The 19,603-nt window shown below is 52.4% G+C and carries 12 protein-coding genes and 3 pseudogenes; 12 read left to right on the forward strand and 3 right to left on the reverse strand.

The genetic code is table 11. The features are described from left to right. The first annotated feature begins 61 nt into the window (after positions 1-61). The 4 genes and pseudogenes from OMP40_RS36645 (at position 62) to OMP40_RS36660 (ending at position 4,114) form a co-directional block, all read left to right on the forward strand. Positions 62-943: pseudogene (locus OMP40_RS36645) on the forward strand (carbohydrate ABC transporter permease). Further along, positions 940-2,490, forward strand: a complete 1,551-nt coding sequence (locus OMP40_RS36650) for a glycoside hydrolase family 5 protein (protein WP_277538934.1) — start codon at positions 940-942, stop codon at positions 2,488-2,490. The pseudogene OMP40_RS36645 and the gene OMP40_RS36650 overlap by 4 nt, the downstream one beginning before the upstream one ends. Then, complete coding sequence (locus OMP40_RS36655; RefSeq protein WP_277538936.1) at positions 2,484-2,684, forward strand: hypothetical protein; 201 nt, start codon at positions 2,484-2,486, stop codon at positions 2,682-2,684. The genes OMP40_RS36650 and OMP40_RS36655 overlap by 7 nt, the downstream gene beginning before the upstream one ends. 401 nt (positions 2,685-3,085) lie before the next feature. Continuing rightward, positions 3,086-4,114, forward strand: a complete 1,029-nt coding sequence (locus tag OMP40_RS36660) for a DUF7309 domain-containing protein (protein WP_277538938.1) — start codon at positions 3,086-3,088, stop codon at positions 4,112-4,114. A 53-nt stretch (positions 4,115-4,167) separates the two neighbouring features. Here OMP40_RS36660 and OMP40_RS36665 read toward each other — a convergent pair whose 3' ends face one another. Further along, on the reverse strand, positions 4,168-4,401 hold the full coding sequence (locus OMP40_RS36665) for a hypothetical protein (protein ID WP_277538940.1): 234 nt from the start codon (positions 4,399-4,401) through the stop codon (positions 4,168-4,170). Positions 4,402-4,499: 98 nt separating this feature from the next. After that, positions 4,500-6,004: pseudogene (locus tag OMP40_RS36670) on the reverse strand (FAD-dependent oxidoreductase). A 119-nt stretch (positions 6,005-6,123) separates the two neighbouring features. Here OMP40_RS36670 and OMP40_RS36675 point away from each other — a divergent pair. Beyond that, positions 6,124-7,048, forward strand: a pseudogene (locus OMP40_RS36675) (S66 peptidase family protein). A gap of 81 nt (positions 7,049-7,129) precedes the next feature. On the opposite strand, the gene OMP40_RS36680 reads toward OMP40_RS36675, so the two are convergent. Further along, positions 7,130-7,669, reverse strand: a complete 540-nt coding sequence (locus OMP40_RS36680; protein ID WP_277538941.1) for a hypothetical protein — start codon at positions 7,667-7,669, stop codon at positions 7,130-7,132. Between the two features lie 712 nt (positions 7,670-8,381). Between OMP40_RS36680 and OMP40_RS36685 the strand changes: the two genes are divergently transcribed. The 7 genes from OMP40_RS36685 to OMP40_RS36715 all read left to right on the forward strand — a co-directional run bounded on the left by OMP40_RS36685 (position 8,382) and on the right by OMP40_RS36715 (position 19,572). Continuing rightward, positions 8,382-9,077: a hypothetical protein gene (locus OMP40_RS36685; protein WP_277538943.1), complete on the forward strand. Its 696-nt coding sequence runs from the start codon at positions 8,382-8,384 to the stop codon at positions 9,075-9,077. Positions 9,078-9,108: 31 nt separating this feature from the next. Beyond that, positions 9,109-9,399 carry a hypothetical protein gene (locus tag OMP40_RS36690; protein WP_277538945.1) on the forward strand — a complete coding sequence of 97 codons (291 nt, stop codon included), beginning with the start codon at positions 9,109-9,111 and terminating at the stop codon, positions 9,397-9,399. Between the two features lies 1 nt (position 9,400). Continuing rightward, positions 9,401-11,131: a glycoside hydrolase family 78 protein gene (locus OMP40_RS36695; RefSeq protein WP_277538947.1), complete on the forward strand. Its 1,731-nt coding sequence runs from the start codon at positions 9,401-9,403 to the stop codon at positions 11,129-11,131. A 13-nt stretch (positions 11,132-11,144) separates the two neighbouring features. Next, complete coding sequence (locus OMP40_RS36700; RefSeq protein ID WP_277538949.1) at positions 11,145-11,441, forward strand: hypothetical protein; 297 nt, start codon at positions 11,145-11,147, stop codon at positions 11,439-11,441. After that, positions 11,356-15,750: an RHS repeat domain-containing protein gene (locus tag OMP40_RS36705; protein ID WP_277538951.1), complete on the forward strand. Its 4,395-nt coding sequence runs from the start codon at positions 11,356-11,358 to the stop codon at positions 15,748-15,750. The genes OMP40_RS36700 and OMP40_RS36705 overlap by 86 nt, the downstream gene beginning before the upstream one ends. Before the next feature lie 26 nt (positions 15,751-15,776). Then, positions 15,777-16,244: a hypothetical protein gene (locus OMP40_RS36710; RefSeq protein ID WP_277538953.1), complete on the forward strand. Its 468-nt coding sequence runs from the start codon at positions 15,777-15,779 to the stop codon at positions 16,242-16,244. A gap of 1,126 nt (positions 16,245-17,370) precedes the next feature. Next, a complete protein-coding gene (locus OMP40_RS36715; RefSeq protein ID WP_277538954.1) occupies positions 17,371-19,572 on the forward strand; it encodes an RHS repeat-associated core domain-containing protein in 2,202 nt (733 codons plus the stop codon). Positions 19,573-19,603 lie beyond the last annotated feature (31 nt).

Consider the following 19,603-nt stretch of genomic DNA (forward strand, 5'->3'; position numbering starts at 1 on the left):
ACGAGCGTGGCCGGCGGGGCCAGTGGGCTCAACAGAGCCGGCAGGGCCAGCGAGTTCGCCGATGACAGCGAGGCCACAGAGGCCGTCGAGACCGGGGGCTTTCGGCGGACGACGCCGAAGCAGGCTGCCGGGGCTGCTGGCGCTGCTGACTCTGATCGTCGGCGCGGCATTTACGCTGCTGCCCATCTACATGGGCGTGCTGAATTCCGTGAAGACGGAGGGCGAGATGCTGAACGGCATCCTCTCCTGGCCGCGGCACTTCGCCTGGGGGGAACTATGCGGACGCCTACCGGAAAATCGACTTTCTGCGCAGCTTGGGCAATACGGCGGCCGTGACCGCGGTCGGGCTCGCGGGCATCGTGCTGTTCGCCGCGATGGCGGGCTACAAGCTGTCGCGCACGCCGGGCAAGCTGAGCGGCTTTTTTGTTCAGCCTGTTCGTGCTGTCGATGCTGATTCCGTTCCATTCGATCATGATCACGCTCGTTCGCATCGCCAAAAACCTCGCCGTCCAAGGCTCGACCGTCGGACTCGGACTCATCTATATCGGCCTCGGCGTATCGATGGCGATCTTTCTCTACCACGGATTCGTCAAGTCGATCCCGCGCGATCTCGACGAGGCGGCGGTCATCGACGGCTGCGGCGAGTTCCGGCTTTTTTTTCTCGGTCATTCTGCCGCTGCTGCTCCCCGTCACCGCGACCGTCGCGATTCTGAACGCGCTCTGGATGTGGAACGACTTTCTGCTGCCGCTGCTCATGCTGACCGATTCGGCGAGCTACACGCTGCTGCTGTCGACGAACATGCTGTTCGGCCAGTACGGCAACAACGACTGGTCGGCGATTCTCGCCTCGCTCGTGCTGGCGCTGCTGCCCGTCGTCGTGCTGTATTTGCTGCTTCAAAAATACATTCTGAACGGAATTGCGGACGGAGCGATCAAAGGATGAACGGAAACGAAACGGTAAAAGCCGAACGCGGCGGAAATAACGATGTCTACGGCTACGTTCGCGCGGACGGCAAGGCGCTGCGCAACGGCCGCGGCGAGGAGATTCTGCTGCGCGGCGTCGGATTCGGGCAGCTGGCTGCTGCCGGAGGGCTATATGTGGCGTTTCCCGGAAGGGGGGGCGACCGGCCCCGCCGGATCGAGCGGATGATCCGCGAGCTGGTCGGCGAAGAAAAGGCGGCGCGCTTCTGGGCGCTGTATTACGACCGCTACGTCGCCGAGGCCGATATCGCGCGGATCGCGGCGGAGGGCTTCAACTCCGTGCGGGTGCCGCTGCTGGCGCGCACGCTGCTGGAGGAAGGCGAGCCGGTCCGCTTCAGGCCGGACATGATCGCGCGCATCGACCGGGTCGTTCGCTGGTGCGAGCGCTACGGACTGTACGTTATCCTGGATCTGCACGGCGCGCCGGGCGGGCAGACGGGCACGAACATCGACGATTCTGAGCGCGATCTGCCCGAGCTGTTCCTGGACGCGGAGCACCGTTCGCGAACGGTGGCGCTCTGGCGGCTGCTGGCCGAGCGGTATCGCGACGAATGGATCGTGGCGGGCTACGATCTGCTGAACGAGCCGCTGCCGGAATGGTTTTCGGCGCACAACGCCGGCGTTATGCCGTTCTATGAAGCGGTCATCGCCGCTATCCGCGAAGTGGACGACCGGCATATGATCATCCTCGAAGGCGTCCATTGGGCGACCGACTGGTCGATTTTCGACAAGCTGCCCGACGATAACGTGCTGCTGCAGTTCCACAAGTACTGGAATGCGCCGGATACGGCAAGCATCCAGGTTTACCTCGATCACCGCGACCGGCTGAACGCGCCGTTGTTCATGGGCGAGGGCGGCGAGAACAACAAGGACTGGTACGCGGGGGCTTTTCGTCTTTTCGAGGATCACGATATCTCGTGGAACTTCTGGACATGGAAAAAGATGGACACCGATAATTCGCCCTGCTCGATTCGCCGCCCCGATGGCTGGGAGCTGCTCGTTCGCTATCTGGAGGACGGGGAAAAGCCGTCGCCTGACGAAGCGGAGCGCATTTTGTGGGAATATCTCGACAACCTGCCGCTTGAACGCTGCGACTACGAGCCCGGCGTCGTATCGTCGCTTTTCGTACGCGCGCCGGTGCGCATTCCGGCCGCGTTCTACGGATATACCGGAGAAGGCGCGAGCTACGGCTTCGGGGGGGCGCAGCCTGAGCGAAGGGGATCGGGGGAGCGGACGGCAATCGGGGCGTGCTGCCCGCCTTGGGCGCCGGCGCGAGAGCCGAGGGCTTCCGTACCGCCGACGGCACGGATATTCGCTTCGTCGTCCCCGGACGGACGACGCCGAACTTTCAACACGGCGGCGGCGAGGAATGGCAAGAGGAGGAATGGATGTACGTGGCGCTGCAGCCCGGCGACTGGCTCGCATACGGCTGCGAGGCCGCGGGGGCGCGGGCGGCAGCGGACGGCGGCGGCTCGCCGGACCGCAGGGCGATCCGCCTGCGCGTGCTGAGCGAAGGCGGCGGCGAACTGTACGTGTCCGACGGGCGGGATGCGCCGGCGACCGCGGTCGAGTGGCAGGAAGGCGGCTGGCATACGGTATCGGCGGAGCTTGCGCGAGGCGATGTGTCGGGAGCCGCCGGACGGATCGTGATTGAAGCGGCCGATCGTCCGGTCGGCGTCGCATGGATGGCGTTGTTGTCTTGACGGGAAGGCTGTCGTTTCTCTTCGGAGGGACGGCGGCTTTTTTTATGATTTTGACAGGGTAGGTGGAGATAAGTGTTGAAAAGCAGTTAATCGGCGCGCTGATCCATGCTTCGAGGGAATAAGTGTTCAACCGCAATTATTTGGATCAGAACCGGGTCGAAATGTTATAATGCGAGAAATTAATAGCGCTTCAACACTTAATTGCCCATGGACGTCGCGATCACGGGAAATAACTGCTTTTCAACCGTTATTCGATAGGCGTTGTCGTGCCATCTGACGTTTTTAATTGTGCAGATCGCGAATTGAGTGACGTACGGATATTCATTACAATAGAAGCATACCTGAGAAAACAGAAAGGCGTTCGCTGACCGAAAAGCGAAACGACACTGGGAGGCGTGGGGATGAGTGGAGCTCCGACAGCGCAGCAATGGAAGGAACTGTACCTGGCTGCGGAAAGATACAAAGAGGCGGCCATCTGGAGATGGATGACGAACGGCCACCTGTTCGGCGTAAGGGATCCGGCGTCTGGCGAGATCGGCTATTGCTGCGTGTTCGGCAACGGCGGCGAGATGTTCGGCCTTGCGGTGTATATGGGCACGGAGGGGCTGCGGACGATCGTGGAGATGCTCGCCGGCGAGCTGGACGAGGACCCGATGTTCAGCCAGCGCTGCCTGCTGTTTTCGCTGGACGACCGGGCGGAGCTCGATCCGTCGGAGCACAAGCGAATCAAGCAGCTCGGACTCGGCTATCGCGGCAAAAAAAGCTGGCCGACGTTCCGGCTGCACGAGCCGGGCTACATGCCCTGGCCGGAGCTGACGGAGGCGCAGGTCGTCTATTTTACGCAGGCGCTGGAGCAGGCGGTTCAAGTCGGGCAGGCGTACCAGTCCAACCCTGACGGACTGATGACAGACGACGAGAAAAACATGTACTTGGTACGGGAGATCCGTCCTTCGGAAGATGGCGGGCACGTCTGGCACGACGCATGGGTGACGCCCGAGGCGCCGCCATCGGAGGCGGAGCGGCCTGCGGCCGCCATGCCGCTGGACGAGCTTCGGATCGCCAAGGCGCTCAAAGCAGTCAGAACGAGAGGCGGCGTCTGGGAAGCCGACAGCTTCTACGTGGCGATGCCGATCCAAGAGGGCGAAAGGCCTTTCTATCCGAAGATGACGCTTATCGTGGATCAAGCGACGGGCCAGATTCTGAAGTTCGCGCTAACTAAAGGCGATGAAGCGGCAGTCGCCGCCGCGGAACAATTGCTGAAGCTGATCGAAGAGCAGCGGATGCTTCCGCAGGAGCTGTGGGTGGGCAGCGAGGCGGCAGGCGATGCGCTGCTGCCGATCGCCGAGGCGCTGAAGCTGGAGCTGCTGTGGTCTCCCGAGCTGCCTGCGTTGTCCGAGGCGCGCGCCGCGATGGAGCAGCGATTCAGTTAGCGGCACAGCAGAACAAGGCCGTCTCCCGCGGATCGGGAGACGGCCTTGTTTTTCTACTCCGGAAACTTCCGCTCGCTCGACGAGTCGTCCTTGCTGTCCGGCTTGTTCGCTTCGTCGCGGTTCTCGATGCCGAGGTCCTCGACCGGGATCGCGTCGACGTTGCGTTCGCTCAGGAAGCTGTCGAACAGACTCTTCTTGTCGGTCGGATACTGCTCGGGATGATCGCGCTCGCCCTGCTGGCCGGCGCCCGGTTTTTCCAGATCCGGCGGCCGCTCGAATTCGTTCATCGGGATCTCCTCCTTTGCGTATGCGGACTCTTCCCCCTTCGGACAAACACTTGAAACAAATCGTCGTTACTTCACGCGCGCCGACGGGCTGCTTGAAGCTACAGCCGCTCCAGCGGCTTTTTGGCGGGTCCGTGCATCACTTCGCCGTCGAAGGTGAACCGCGAGCCGTGGCACGGGCAGTCCCATGTGCGGTCGCCCGCGTTCCACTCCGTCTCGCAGCCCATATGCGTGCAGGTCGTGTCGACGACGTGCAGCTTGCCTTCATGATCGCGATAGGCCCCGCAGCGGCGGCCGTGAATGCGGACGGCCGCGCCTTCGTCGAGCCCGAGCTCCTCGGGGTCCTTTTTCAGCCACTCCAGCTTGCCCTTGACGAAGCGGTAGGCGACGTCGGCCGTTTCCTTCGCAAGGGTCCCCATGTCCGGATCCGGCTGGAAACGCGACGGGCCGAACAGCTCGGCGTACGGATTGTCCCGTCCGATCAGGAGATCGGTCAAGAGGCGGCCGGCGACCGCGCTCGTCGTCATGCCCCACTTGCGGTAGCCGGTCGCGACGAGCAAATTCGGGGTGCCCTCCCGGGCAAGGCCGATATACGGCATGTTGTCGAGCGTCACGAGGTCGTGCGTCGACCAGCGATAGCGGATTTCTTCAACGCCGAAGGTGTCTTCGGCAAAACGCCGAAGCGTCTCGTAGTGCGCGATCGTGCACTCGCCTTGCCCGGTCTTGTGCGACTCGCCGCCGATCAGGAGCAGCTTCTCTCCGCCGTAAGCGACCTCGCGCACCGAGCGCTTCGGCTCGTTCGCCGTAATGTACATCCCGCCCGGATAGTCGTAAGGCGACTTGATCGCGATGACGTACGAGCTCTCGGCATGCAGACGCGCGAAATAAAAGCCGTTGTCGAAAAAGGGAAGTGCGAGCAGGCGGCGACCGCATCGCAGGTGACCGTATTGCCGTCTTTGGTCGTGACTTTGGCCGTCTCGCCGTCGTGGAACTTGTCCATCGTCGTCTCTTCGAAAATCTCGCCGCCGAGGCGCACGATCTCGCCTGCGAGAAAGGCCGCGTACGGCGTCGGATGGAAGCGGGCCTGCCGCTTCATGGACAGCGCCGCGGTGGCGCCGAACGGCAGCGTCAGCGTATCGTAGCGTTCGCCCGGAATGCCGAGCCGTTGATACGCCGCGTATTCCTTTTCAAGCTTGTGCAGCCCTTCCTCGCGCGTCGCGTAAACGACGGCGTCTTCGTCGACGAAATCGCATGCGATGCCATGCTCGGCGACCAGACCGCGCATGAACGCAAGCGCGCCGGCATTGGCCTCGTAGTACAGCCTTGCTTTGTCCTCGCCGAAGTGCGCGATCAATTCATCGTAGATCAGATCGTGCTGGGCGGTGATCTTGGCGGTCGTGTAGCCCGTCGTGCCGCCGAGCAGCCGGTCCGCCGTCAGCAGCGCGACGCGGCGGCCTTCCTTGGCCAGCAGATAGGCGGTCGTCAGACCGGTGAGACCGCCGCCCACGACGGCGAATTCCGTCTCGAGATCGCGCGTCAGCTTCGGAAAAGCGGGGAGGTCGGCCGTCCGGCGCCAATAGGATTCGGGATATTCGGGCAGCTGCATGGCGATTTCCTCCTCGAATGGAACGTTTTATCCTCATCATTCCTTTTTTAACCGAAAAATGATACGATGCCCCAACGCGCCCGCACATAAGCTGGTAGAAGGAGAGGGGGAAGGAACGGATGGCGATACGGCCGAAGGCGCTGGTAAAGGGAGATACGGTGGGCATCGTTACGCTCGGAAGCCCGCTCGCGCGGGAGACGATCGACGCGGCAATCGCGTATTTGCGGCAAATGGGACTGAATGTCATCGTCGGACAGCATGCCTACGACGCGGACGGCTATCTGGCGGGAACGGACGAAGAGCGGGCGGGGGGACCTGACGGCGATGTTCGCGGACGAGCGGGTCAGGCTGATCCTGCCGTCGCGCGGCGGCGTCGGGGTGGAGGGCATCCTGCCCTACCTGGACTTCGAATTCATCCGGCGCCATCCCAAGATCGTGTCCGGCTACAGCGATATCACGGTATTGCTCAACGCGCTCGCTCAGCTCGCGGATCTCGTCACGCTGCACAGCTTGCTGCTGATCGATTTCAAGCCCGAGACGCCGGCGTACAACTTCGAGCAATTTTTCGCCGCCACTTCGTCGCTCGTCGTCCCGCGTCCCATCGCCAATCCGCCCGGCATGCCGATTCAGCCGCTCGTGCCCGGCGTCGTCTCGGGATCGCTCGCGGGCGGCAATCTCACGTCGCTGACCGGCTCGCTCGGCACGCCGTACGAGATCGATACGCGCGGCAAAATATTGCTGCTCGAGGAGACGCACGAGCCGGTGAACACCGTCTACCGCTACGTCGAGCAGCTGAAGCTCGCGGGCAAGCTCGATGCCTGCGCCGGCATCGTCATGGGCGGCTGCCACGAATGTCCGGACGCCTACGGCCGGACCTACGCCGACCTCGTCCGCGACGTGCTCGTGCCGCTGGGCAAACCCCTGATCGCCGGCTTCGCGAGCGGGCACGACCTTTACAAAGCGGCTGTGCCGATCGGCGCCCAAGCGCGGCTGGACGCAGGCGCCGGGATGCTGACGCTGCTGGAGCCTGCCATATCGGTATGATGTTACGCAAAAAGAGCCGGCACCCGAGGAGATGCCGGCTCTTCAAGATGAGGCGAGAATTGCGCTCGGTCGAGCTCTACATCACGGCACGAACTGTTGCACGATGCGTACGACCTTGCCGTCGACTACCGTGACGTAATAAGGGAAGTTCCCCATCAGCTCCTGATTGTCGCCGCTGAACAGCGAGCGAAGCTTGGCGACGCTGATCGGCTCGTTTTCCACGATATCCGCATCGTCCCAGCTGCCCGAACGATTGTAGATCTGCATGAGCACCTGCGCGTCGGCCGCAACCGGCAGCGTATACGTCTTCTTCTCCTCGTTGAGGATGTAGTAGCCGTCCGGCGCCTCGTCCATGCCGGCATCCGGCTCCTGCTGGCGGAATACCCGGTCGGCCTCCTCGCCCTGCAGAAATTGAATGTAGTCGACGGTCAAATAAGTAACGCCGTCCATCGACGTGATCTTGCTGATATAAGCGGGATAAGAAGGGGCTGAAGCAAAGTTGGCCGCCTCGACGCCATTCTCCTGTGCGACGGCGGTCTCCTGCTTGTCGCTCACGCCCGACACGCTCAGCGGGATCAGGCAGATCCCCAACAATACGACACACAGCAGCAATTTGCGCATCGGCTCAGCCCCTCTCTCCGGTTAAAAACTTGATGTTATGTATCATTAATACTTAGACAAATAGAAGACGTTTTAAACAGGCGTTTTGTTGCCGGAGAAAGGGGGAGGAAAGGCTTAATTTTTGGGCGGGTATTTCCGGGGAAATTCGACAGGGTTTAGGTGCGTGAACAGCAACAAAGCGAATATGCTTGGTAAAAGTAATGTGGGTTAGTGGCTTATGGATTTCGATATCCGACAGTTAGGAAGGTCATATTCATTACATGTCTACACGTCTAGATACAGTCTGTCATACGAATGCCATCTATAAAGTAGGCCCAGTAATCCTTTCTGGAGTTGGACCTATAGTAACGGCGCTCCTTTTAATCGCGCACTATCAATATACGACAAGAGCCATGGCCGCTTATCGCCTTGGTTCTTTTTGAGTTGAGGTGATTGTATAGCAGAGGAAGTCTCGTGCTGACAACGGATCTCTCATTAATTTAAACTCGTTGATTGCAGGACCTAGAGCGCTTGCCTAGGGATTGGGCTAAAACGCTGGGGTCTTTAGTAAGGGGCCGCGTGTCCACATCGAGGCGACTTTATATAGGGTTTGACATTTTAATCAAAAGTTTTAGGAGAAGTGTAATTTGCAACTAAATTCGACATTTTTTTTGAGTATTGTCCTTTAGTATTGAAACGTATTATCAGTATTTATAAAAAGGAGCCAGGTTTGATGAAACGTTATTTGATTTGTTACACTCTAATGCTTTTTGTACTTTCATCACTACTCAGTACTACAGCTGCTGCAGCCCCAATAGTTGCCTCAGTTAATGCAGACAAAATTAAAGATGTAGTGTCCGTTAGTTCCTCAACATACAGCGTTATGGGGGACGTGCCTTTAGACATTTTAAACGAGGTCAAGAAACGTGGAAAAAAAATAAAGAGGGTAGCGAAGGAACTTCAAACGGAAAGCAGCAGGCATTATCAAGTTGATGACGGTTCCATGATTGCAGAGTATTTTTCCGGAACACCATTTTATCAAGACGAGAATGGTGCCTGGCATGATGTAGATACAACAATAACAGATTTAGATTCTTTGGATTTAACAAAGTTGCAAGCCTCTAAGGATGCTCGAGGAAGTCTAAATAGACAAAAGACCAGCAGAGCAAAAGTATCGGGTTTTGGAGCGCCGCAAGTTCCTTTCGGAGTTGTTATTCCTAAGGACTACAGCCAAGGTTATCAGATTGAGAAAAGTGCATCTCAATTAAAGTTAATTCCGATGGGGGCATCTTCTGTAATAGGAACTGTTTATAAATCGAATGGAGTAAAGTACGAAAATGTATGGGATGACACGGATGTTATACTTTCAGTATTAAACGACGGTTTAAAGGAAGACATTATTTTAAAAAAGCTCAAGCTCACCTTCTGAGTTTTCTTTTGAACTCCAAGGGAAGATAGACTTGGAGACGCTTCAGACGGAAAACTTAAAATTGCTGGCTCCCTGGTTAATAGATAGTGAAGGGAAGCGTAGAAATGTTCCTTTAGTCGTTAAAAACCAGAACGATAAAATGTATTTGGACCTTTCAGTCGATACGAAAGATTTAAAATTTCCTATTACGATAGACCCGACTATTTTGACGTACAGCGGCCGCTCCGACGGAATTAAGTTTAACTCTTTTTCTTCTGACCCCAGTGGTAGTAGTTGGACTCCTGATGTCGGTTTTTTTTCAGTTAATAAAAGATTACAATAATTTGAATCAGTTATATAGGTCTTTCGGAGGCGTAGAGTTTGGGTTATATTCATTTCCAACGAGTGGGACTAGAATACAATATGCTTATCTACAAACTAACTATTATGGAAATGGTGTACAACAAGTTGTAGATATTAATTATTCATTTGTTCCTTCGTTTAGCTCCCAAGTTTTTGGTTCGGTTCCTTCAGTTAATATTCAAGGCACTGAAGGAACTGCTTCTTTTGATCTAAGTAACGCAATTAGAGCCTGGTTTTCATCTAATTATTATGCTGGAAACCGGTCAATTTCTTTTGAATTTACTACGGAATCTACAGGTTCAAGTTATTTGTATTTTAATGCATATCCATTTGAAGCAAAAATGGTAATTGGCTATAATTTATACGCCCCCGGCACCGCCTCCATCACCGCACCTCAGAACGGCACGATCGTCGACTCAAACTACAACATCACCTGGAACGCCGCAATCGACCAAGACGATCCACAATCGAACTTGAAGTATAACATTCAACTCTCTACCAACGGTGGAGCCACTTGGAGCGATATCGTCCCACTGACCGCCGCTGGCGCATCCTCTTACACATATAACTTTAGCTCAATTGCCAATACAACGAACGCGATCATACGGATTCGATCCTTTGACGGAATCGATTATGGTTCATGGGTACAATCACCGACATTTACGATCAAGCACAACACAGTACCGAATGCGCCAACCGGACTAAACCCTGGCAGCACCAATTCAACAACGCCTCAATTAATGGGCACCACCACGCCTGCGCTGAACTGGACCTTCTCTGATCCGGATGCGGGAGATACGCAGGGGCAGTACCAGGTCTATATTTACAATGGAAGCACATTAATTCGCGACAGCGGATGGGTCAGCTCAAGCGCTGCATCTTACACAGTTCCTACTGGTACACTAAGCAGGAACGGGGCGTACAATTGGCAGGTTCGCACCAAGGACAATAAAGGAGCCATCTCTGCAGTATCGGCAAAGTATTACATCAAGGTCAACAATCTTCCAACAGTCAGCATAACCTCCTATACGAACGGTCAGCAGGTAACGGACAATGTCCTAACCTTTGCCTGGACGTATAGCGATGCGGACGGACAAGCCCAGAGTCATTATCAAATTCAGGGGTCGCAGGATAACTGGACGACGGTTGCCTACAACTCCGGTGCGCTTAGCGGCAATGCTGCGTCCCTTACGACGCCTCCCTTGGCGAGCGGAACATGGAGCTTTAGAATAACTGCCAAAGACGGACTGGAATGGTCTGCTGCGGCTACGCGTAGCTTAGTGCTCCCAAACGCGTATGAGCCAAACGACACAACAGCCCAAGCATACCCCATCAGCTACGCGCAGAACTATACTTCTTTGATTACAACAGCTACGGACGTCGACTTTTACAAATATACAGCGACAGCGGCCGGCATCGAAAAGTTTAAGCTCACCGTACCAACGGGGCTAAACTATGATGTCTACGTCTATGACGCTTCTATGAACTTGATCGCGGCCGGCGTCAGAGGCACTGGATTGGCTGAAGAGATCATCTACAACGTGAGCGCAGGCGCTATTTACTACATTAAGATCGTTGGCGTCGGAGGCAGCTACAGCGCAACGGCCAGCTACGGCTTCTCCTTGAACCGGCAAGCGGCACAGTATACGACGACGTACCAATACGACTTTAACGGCAATATTACCGGCAAGACCGTGACGATCACAAATTGAGGAGGATTTCGCGTTGAAAAGCTGGTGGGGCAGGATCGCTGCGGTATTTATAGCGTTAACTCTAATTGCAGGAATTTATCCGGAAGCTGCTGGATTCGCAGCTACGCCTTCGTCTACGGGCTCAATCGACGTCTCCGAGACACCGATCGAGCCAGCTCCTTATTCGATTAATAAGTCAGGTTCGGCTAAAAGTAAAATCACCAGCGATCTGGGCAACAAGAGCTATGCGATTAGCGCTGCAGCGAGCACGGTCGTTCCTGATTACAGCTTCGTTAAAACCAAGCCGGACGAAGCCCCCCTTTGCGATTAACCTCGGACAGGAAAGCATCTCTACGCTCTCGGGCAGCTTGTCGCAGAGCGCAGCCGATCTCTCCCTGCCCGGACGGAATGGCTTAGGATTCACGCTGGTACGCAGATACGATAGCGACGCCTCTCAGCTCAATCAAATGTCAATGTCGTCGGGCTATAATACGACCGTGCAACCGGCGGAGGAAAAGAGATTTCCGATCGGCAAGGGCTGGACCTGGGATATCTCCTTTATCGAAACCGTCGAATCGACCAAGTATCTGCATCTCGCCGGTTCGGGCGTGTTCAAGCTCGGTTCCGACTTATCCTTGCTAGGGTACCCATGGAAGGACTTAACCTTCGCTGCGGATACGACCGTGACGGTATCGGGCTCTACGTCTGCCTACGTCCTCCGGTCGATCCAGAAAGTCAATCAGTACTTCAACGCGGACGGGCGTTTGATTCAGATCTCGGACGCATTCAACAATAAAGTGCAGTTTGCCTATAGTTCCGATCCGACATACGGAACGGTGCTTACAAGCATTACGGATGCGATCGGAAATAGTATCGCGATCTCTTATTCCGCATCGCAAGTGACCTTAACCAAAGGAACACGGCAAGTGATCTACTATAAGGCGACCCAAAACGGAAAGGAACTCCTGACCCAAGTCGTTGACGTCGCAGGCCGTGCTACCACATACGATTATGATCTGAAGAACGCTATGTTCACGTTATACGATCAGGCAACACCAGCGAGTAATCCCTATGCCCTCCTTACAGGGATTACGTATCCCACGGGCGCAAAGACGGTCTTCGAGTACATGCCGCCCATCACGCGCAAGATCGGGGAATACAATGCGACGAACGAGGTATACCGGGTTAAATCCCGCAAGGATCAATTCATCCAATGGGATAACAGCGTTAAAACGGTTAATGTCACCAACGTCTCGTATCCGAACGGCGATATCGGTTCAGCTTATAATACCGACCTGACCTTTACGGTAGCCTTGAACGACGGTCTCGCCGAGACCACCTTTACCAATGAGAAGGACTACATTGACGAGAACAAGCCGCCGGTCTTTTACAATACAAAGATCGTGTCGGTATCGAATTACGGCGGGAAGACGTATACAAATGCCACAGACTACACGTACGAGCGTTACCGCAACTGGCCTGTGCCCATTCAGACCAAGACGACGAAAAGCGAATCAGGTTCAACGGGCAGTTATATCGTCGAGACGAGCAATGTTTACGACGATTACGGCAACGTCTTAAGCGCCACAGACCCTAACGGCATCCAGACAACGTACACGTACGACACGACTTCTCACTTGCTGATCGGCGTCTCTCAGCCGATCAGCGGGACGCAAACGCAGTACACCGAATACGTACGAAACGCCACAAATGGCGCGGTCACTGCGACGCGTGTCCGGAGTGGAAATGCGAGCGGGCCAGTGTTGCAGGAGACGCTCAACAACGCGTTTGATGCTTATGGCAATGTGACGCAGCTCAAGGTACTGCGTGAAGCAGGGCAGTATTCGACCGTGAATATCGGCTACGATGCGGCAGCTCCTTATCTCGGCGCTTATCCGACCAGCACCAGCGTGGCTGTCACTGACGCGGACAGCGTCGGCACGACGATTACCGCAGGCTATACGTACAACACGGCTGACGGTACTTTATCCAGTTACACGGACGGCAAAGGAAAAACGACAACCTATCAATACGATGCGCTAGGGCGTGCGATCGGTGCAGTTAAGCCGGACAACGGGAACATTAGAATTCAATATTACGATTACAGCAATGAGATTCAGCAAACCGACGAGTCCGGCGTCAAAGTCTACACGCGCTGGGACCCGGTGGGCAGAAAGATCGAAGAAGGATTTGTCATTAATGGCGATTATAAGCCGAAGGTCCAATACGATTATGATGCGAACGGCCGGCTCTTGTCTCACAAGGATGCCCTCGGGAACGAGACCTTGTTCGGTTACGACCAGTGGAGCCGCCAGAATAAAGTTACCGCTCCTCCGACGATTGCTTATGACGAGCAGGGCAACATTACGCCGATCTCAGCAGCGGTCTCAACCTTGGCCTATGACGATCTAAGTAACAAGGTCAGAAGTACGGATGCAGAGGGCTATGCCGTCGAAGAAACCTATGACAAGTTGGGGCGTGTGCTGACCAAAAGAGAGGCAAAGACAACCGGGGCGCCTCTTGTAACGCTAGCTACCTATGCCTATGACTACGTCGGCAACGTCACGGCTGCTTCCGACAACCTGGCGCCGACGAATACGACTTCTTACGCGTACGACATTCTCGGACACCTGACGAGCGTGACGAACGCCAAGAGTGAGACCACGGCTTATCAATACGATGCGCTCGGCAATCTGAAGCTGATCACGTATCCGGACACCAAGACGATGGTCAAGGAATACGATGCCATCGGACGATTGATTAAATCCCAGGATGCTAACGGCAAACTCGAAAAGTTCTATTATGATAACAACAGCAACTTGATCCGAACGCTGGATCGCAATAGTGTCTGGTTCAAGAACACGTACAACGATCGCAACTTCCTGACCAAACGTGAAATCACGGATAGCGCCGGTACGCCGGTTGCTGGCCAGGAAGTAATCGAATTCGGGTACGACAAGGCAGGAAAACGCACGGCGATGTCGGATGTCACTGGACAAACCAGCTATGGTTATGCAGCGGATGGCTCCTTAACTAGTGTCACCTTCCCGGACGCGCGCAAGATCCAATACGACTACGACACCGCCGGCAATCGAACCGCCATGACGGACCCATTCGGATACAATACCTATTACAAGTATGATGCTAAAAATCGTCTGTCAGCGGTTGCGTCGTCTCTGGACTTCACGAACGATGCAGAGGAGAGATACAACTATTATCAAAACGATCTGACGAAGCAGAAGCTTCAGAAAAACGGGATCGTCTCTACCTTTACCTACGATGGTATGCAGATCGGCTCGTTGATCGAGAAGAAAGCAGACAGTACGATCGTCAATCAATACGGATATACCTATGATAACAACGGGAATCAGAAGACAAAGACGGAGAACGGGACAGGAAGCACGTTCGGCTACGATCCGCTGAATCGGATTCAGACATCCAGCCAATACGGCGAATCCTTCACCTACGACAACAGAGGCAACCGTACGGACATGACCTCGAGCAACTTGTTCGATAGCCCGGGAACCGCCAATGTCTATGATAAGTGGAATCGCCTGACTTCCGTTACTACGCCAACCGGAATAGTGACGTACAAGTACAATGGTGACGGGCTGCTCTGGGAACGAACCGAAAACGGGCAGACGACGCGTTACTATTGGGATGGCGATCAGGTAGCAGCGGAAGCGACGGTTAGCGGTGGAGTGGCTACGTTTAAGGCACGATATATCCGTGGCCAAGGGCTGATCGCACGCCAAGATGAACAGGCGAAGGCTTACTATCTGCAAAATGGACACGGCGATGTCGTTGAACTTAGGGACAGCACGGGGAACACGCGCCTGAACAGCTATGCTTACGACCTGTTTGGCAACATCACTTCTCAGACGGAGACCGTAGCTCAGCCGTTCAAGTATTCGGGTGAGATGACGGACAGTACAACAAAGCTGCAATATTTGCGAGCACGGTGGTATGATCCGAGTCTGGGAAGGTTTATGAATGAGGATACGTATGAGGGGCAGATTGACGATCCGTTGACGTTGAATTTGTATACGTATGTGCATAATAATCCATTAATTTATTTCGATCCCACAGGAAATACTTTAGCAAAGCCTAACTTGAAGAAAATATGGAAGAGCACAGTTAAGGCAGTAAAGAAGGCTTATGCTTGGGTTGATAGCCAAAATAAAGAAATGAGCGATTTTTCTTGGTATTATAAATTTATGTATGGTGATTCAATTGATACTATACTGCATCCCGCCGACATGACTTATGAAGATGCCGTGATATTAGCTACATTACGAGATACAAAAGGCAGTAGTTTGACAAGCAAGGAAGTTAAGGGATTTAGTCTGAATTATAGAGAGACATTTTTTAAAGAGCATCCCGATTTACGTAATAAAGTTATTGTTCATCATGCAATTGAACAGCAGGCTATGCAGAGGTTTCCAGGACTCTTTACAAAAGAAGAAATAAATGCACTAGACAATTTGAGAGGAATTCCGTTAGAAATAAACAGTGACTTGCATTTATCTCAGATTAGAGTGGATTGGAATAAATTCTATAAGGAAAATCCCAACCCCACTAGACAACAAGTAATAGAATATATGTATCAACTTGACAAAAAATATGGTAGTCTTTTTTAATCCACCAGTTAACTAGGAGAATGAATATGAATCTTTTTCTTTTAGAACCCGAAGTTAGTGGAGGTCATGGAGAGTACACCGTATATAAGCGAGAAATTGGAGTAAAGCCATTGGATAGTGTTGACTTTCTCCATTATCAGTTTGACGGGTGGTTAGGAGATCATCTAATTGAATCAACACCATGTTTTATAATCACACAAGAATTAGATGAAATTTTCAAGCAATTAAACATTAGAGACTATTTAGTTCAAGAATGTTTGGTGACTAAATCAAATCAATTTGAAGAGTTATACGGGGATAAGTCGTTGCCTAACTTTTTTAGAATGATTCCCAAAGGAAAAGTCAATATTATTGGCAATTCCTATGATGGATGGTCTGGACATCATTTTTGTTTAACTGAAAAAGCCTATTTGGTCGTTACAGAAGAAGTTGTCAAAATACTTGAAAAGTATGCAAAGCACTGTGCTATTACTAAGATTACTGCGAATATATAGTTGGGTGTTATATCCATATTTTTAAGGGGGGGAGATCGGTGCATGCCTCCTTTGGGGGGCATGCATGCCCAGTACTGTTGCTATAGGGCTTGCCATCTTCCAACCGAATCCCTGTCTGGTTCCCGTAGTAGCGTCCGTAACTTAGCGTTCTCTCCACATCTCCTAATGAATGGATAATTCCAAGTGGAGTGAAGAATTAATGGATCATAAGCAAGTTAACATTTACGCGGACAATAAAGAAAAACTCATTGTAGTTGCGGTCGGAATTATCGATAAATGGGGAGGAATTATAACAGAGATCGACGTAGTGGAAACTTTCAATAAACCTTATCATGTCGAAAACCAGACGATAATGACATTTCTCCATTGGAGAAATATTTAGGAGTAAAAGGATACGCTAAGGCGGTAAGGGGCAAAAAGTTGGTGGAATTTTCTTGGAGTAATAATGAAGGATATGTTGTAACGCCCACGAATCGAGAAAAACTAGAGTTCGTATCGCAGGACACTAAAAAAAATACTACTCGGAAATCAAATTAAAGCCGGAGAATTATATTGTACTTTAGTGCGGGCAATAGAAGTATCGACTTTGTTATAAAGTTAAAAACATAGTTATCGTTAAGAAAATATCGAACCTAAACCACATGCGAGTGTAACATCTCCACGTGGTTTTCTTTTTACCGAAAATAGAGGTATAGCTGAAGGAGTCTAATCATGCAACCGTTACCAAGATATATAACATCGTCTGACTTTGATGATTCGATCGAATTAGCGTTAACGAATAGAGACAAGGAGTGGTTCCTTGAACTCGTTGGACGGAGTAAGGAACTGGAAGAGGCGGAAGCTAAAGTTCGTCTTGACCTCGGTTTCGAGGAATAGGGGATAATATACCAAGAGGACGAGATGAAAAGAGCACATGGTTCCCCGCAATACATGGAACTCATGTGCTCCTTTTGAAAAAAACCGACAAGTTAGGCACGAACGTCATGCTTTCGTTTTGCAAGGTTCTTCAATGGCACACTGTGGATTTTACCGACAAGGAGATTGAACGGACGCAGTCCCTGGAAAGCGCAAACGAGAGACGGTTCCTTAAGTACGGATGCAGAGGGCATATGACAAGTTGGGGCGTGTGCTGACCAAAAGAGAGGCAAAGACAACCGGGGCGCCTCTTGTAACGCTAGCTACCTATACCTATGACTACGTCGGCAACGTCACGGCTGCTTCCGACAACCTGACGCCGACTTACGCGTATGACATTCTTGGACACCTCACGAGCGTGACGAACGCCAAGAGTGAGACCACGGCTTACCAATACGATGCACTCGGCAATCTGAAGCTGATCACGTATCCGGACACCAAGACGATGGTCAAGGAATACGATGCCATCGGACGTTTGATTAAATCCCAGGATGCTAACGGCAAACTCGAAAAGTTCTATTATGATAACAACAGCAACTTGATCCGAACGCTGGATCGCAATAGTGTCTGGTTCAAGAACACGTACAACGATCGCAACTTCCTGACCAAACGTGAAATCACGGATAGCGCCGGTACGCCGGTTGCTGACCAGGAAGTAATCGAATTCGGGTACGACAAGGCAGGAAAACGCACGGCGATGTCGGATGCCACTGGACAAACCAGCTATGGTTATGCAGCGGATGGCTCCTTAACTAGTGTCACCTTCCCGGACGCGCGCAAGATCCAATACGACTACGACACCGCCGGCAATCGAACCGCCATGACGGACCCATTCGGATACAATACCTATTACAAGTACGATGCTAAAAATCGTCTGTCAGCGGTTGCGTCGTCTCTGGACTTCACGAACGATGCAGAGGAGAGATACAACTATTATCAAAACGATCTGACGAAGCAGAAGCTTCAGAAAAACGGGATCGTCTCTACCTTTACCTACGATGGTATGCAGATCGGCTCGTTGATCGAGAAGAAAGCCGACGGTACGATCGTCAATCAATACGGATATACCTATGATAACAACGGGAATCAGAAGACAAAGACGGAGAACGGGACAGGAAGCACGTTCGGCTACGATCCGCTGAATCGGATTCAGACATCCAGCCAATACGGCGAATCCTTCACCTACGACAACAGAGGCAACCGTACGGACATGACCTCGAGCAACTTGTTCGATAGCCCGGGAACCGCCAATGTCTATGATAAGTGGAATCGCCTGACTTCCGTTACTACGCCAACCGGAATAGTGACGTACAAGTACAATGGTGACGGGCTGCTCTGGGAACGAACCGAAAACGGGCAGACGACGCGTTACTATTGGGATGGCGATCAGGTAGCAGCGGAAGCGACGGTTAGCGGTGGAGTGGCTACGTTTAAGGCACGATATATCCGTGGCCAAGGGCTGATCGCACGCCAAGATGAACAGGCGATGGCTTACTATCTGCAAAATGGACACGGCGATGTCGTTGAACTTAGGGACAGCACGGGGAACACGCGCCTGAACAGCTATGCTTACGACCTGTTTGGCAACATCACTTCTCAGACGGAGACCGCAGCTCAGCCGTTCAAGTATTCGGGTGAGATGACGGATAATACGACAAAGCTGCAATATTTGCGAGCACGGTGGTATGATCCGAGTCTGGGAAGGTTTATGAATGAGGATACGTATGAGGGGCAGATTGATAATCCTCTAAGTTTAAATCTGTATACGTATGTAAATAATAATCCACTTATATATACTGATCCGAGTGGAAATATCGCGCAATTATTGCCCTATTTATTTCAATATGCCGGTTATAGGTACAGTAAGAAACCCAAGCAAGCAGTTGAAGACTACAAGAGCTTTATGAAATTTATGTTTGTTGATGATATAAATACAATACTCGATCCCAATGCATCCGGATTTGATAAAACATTAGCCGCGATGGGGTTTATACCCATTGGTAAGATTTATAAAGAAGGATCGCTAATAATTAAATTAGCTAACAAAGAAGGCGCGGTTATTGAGCGGGCTGTTAAATTCTCTGGAGAAGGGGTTGAGAAAACACTTGATTCAACTTTAAATTCATATGAACAGGCAAGAAATTTAGCCTTGGATATCATCGGTGATTTGGGGGCTGATTCTAAAGCGGTTGTAGGCCGACTACCAAGCAGTGCTGGATATGGAAAAGTTGTTGGAAGACAATCTGCAGACGGTAAAGTATTATGGCGATTAGATTATGATCCCATCAAAGGAACTCATATTAATATTGAGGATTATAGAAATGGAAAAGGAGATAAAGCAATTAAATTGGTAATACCATTTGTTGGAAATGAGGACACTTTTAAAACGCTATTAAAGCATTTACAAAATTAATAAAATTTAAAGGTGATAAAATGACTCTTTT

It is taken from the genome of Cohnella rhizosphaerae, from assembly GCF_029525575.1.
In the GTDB taxonomy this organism is placed as follows: Bacteria; Bacillota; Bacilli; order Paenibacillales; family Paenibacillaceae; genus Cohnella; species Cohnella rhizosphaerae.

What these genes read in the sequence shown, in the direction of transcription:
- OMP40_RS36660 (WP_277538938.1), top strand. Translation starts at nt 3,086, where the DNA reads ATGAGTGGAGCTCCGACAGCGCAGCAATGGAAGGAACTGTACCTGGCT.
- OMP40_RS36710 (WP_277538953.1), top strand. Translation starts at nt 15,777, where the DNA reads ATGAATCTTTTTCTTTTAGAACCCGAAGTTAGTGGAGGTCATGGAGAG.
- OMP40_RS36685 (WP_277538943.1), top strand. Translation starts at nt 8,382, where the DNA reads ATGAAACGTTATTTGATTTGTTACACTCTAATGCTTTTTGTACTTTCA.
- OMP40_RS36680 (WP_277538941.1), bottom strand. Translation starts at nt 7,669, where the DNA reads ATGCGCAAATTGCTGCTGTGTGTCGTATTGTTGGGGATCTGCCTGATC.
- OMP40_RS36705 (WP_277538951.1), top strand. Translation starts at nt 11,356, where the DNA reads ATGCGATTAGCGCTGCAGCGAGCACGGTCGTTCCTGATTACAGCTTCG.
- OMP40_RS36665 (WP_277538940.1), bottom strand. Translation starts at nt 4,401, where the DNA reads ATGAACGAATTCGAGCGGCCGCCGGATCTGGAAAAACCGGGCGCCGGC.
- OMP40_RS36650 (WP_277538934.1), top strand. Translation starts at nt 940, where the DNA reads ATGAACGGAAACGAAACGGTAAAAGCCGAACGCGGCGGAAATAACGAT.